Source organism: Streptomyces beijiangensis (assembly GCF_017315755.1).
Lineage (GTDB): Bacteria > Actinomycetota > Actinomycetes > Streptomycetales > Streptomycetaceae > Streptomyces > Streptomyces beijiangensis.
In genome coordinates, this window is the sequence record NZ_JAFLRJ010001134.1 from 1 (window position 1) to 255 (window position 255).

The following is a 255-nucleotide window of genomic DNA, read 5'->3' on the forward strand; positions in this document are numbered from 1 at the left end:
CCGCCAGCGTCACCCGCCCTTCCCAGGTGTTGTCGTGAAAGGCCAGATGGGTCCCCGCATCCGCCACCACCAGCTGCACCGGCATGGTGATGTAGAGAGGGTCGTCGCCCCGTTCGAAGCCACCGCGCGGATCGGTGTTCCAGAGGGCGTACGTACCGTCCCGCAGCCGGGGCCCCGCACCCCGCCCGCCGAGGCCGAAGAACCGGGCGTCCGCAGGCACTTCGGACCGCTGCACCCACCGCGCGTCCCCGCCGC

Annotated in this window: 1 pseudogene; it reads right to left on the reverse strand. The window is 72.5% G+C overall.

Going from position 1 to position 255, the window contains the following annotated elements:
* Positions 1–255, reverse strand: a pseudogene (locus J0695_RS40890) (glycosyl hydrolase); the annotation flags it as partial.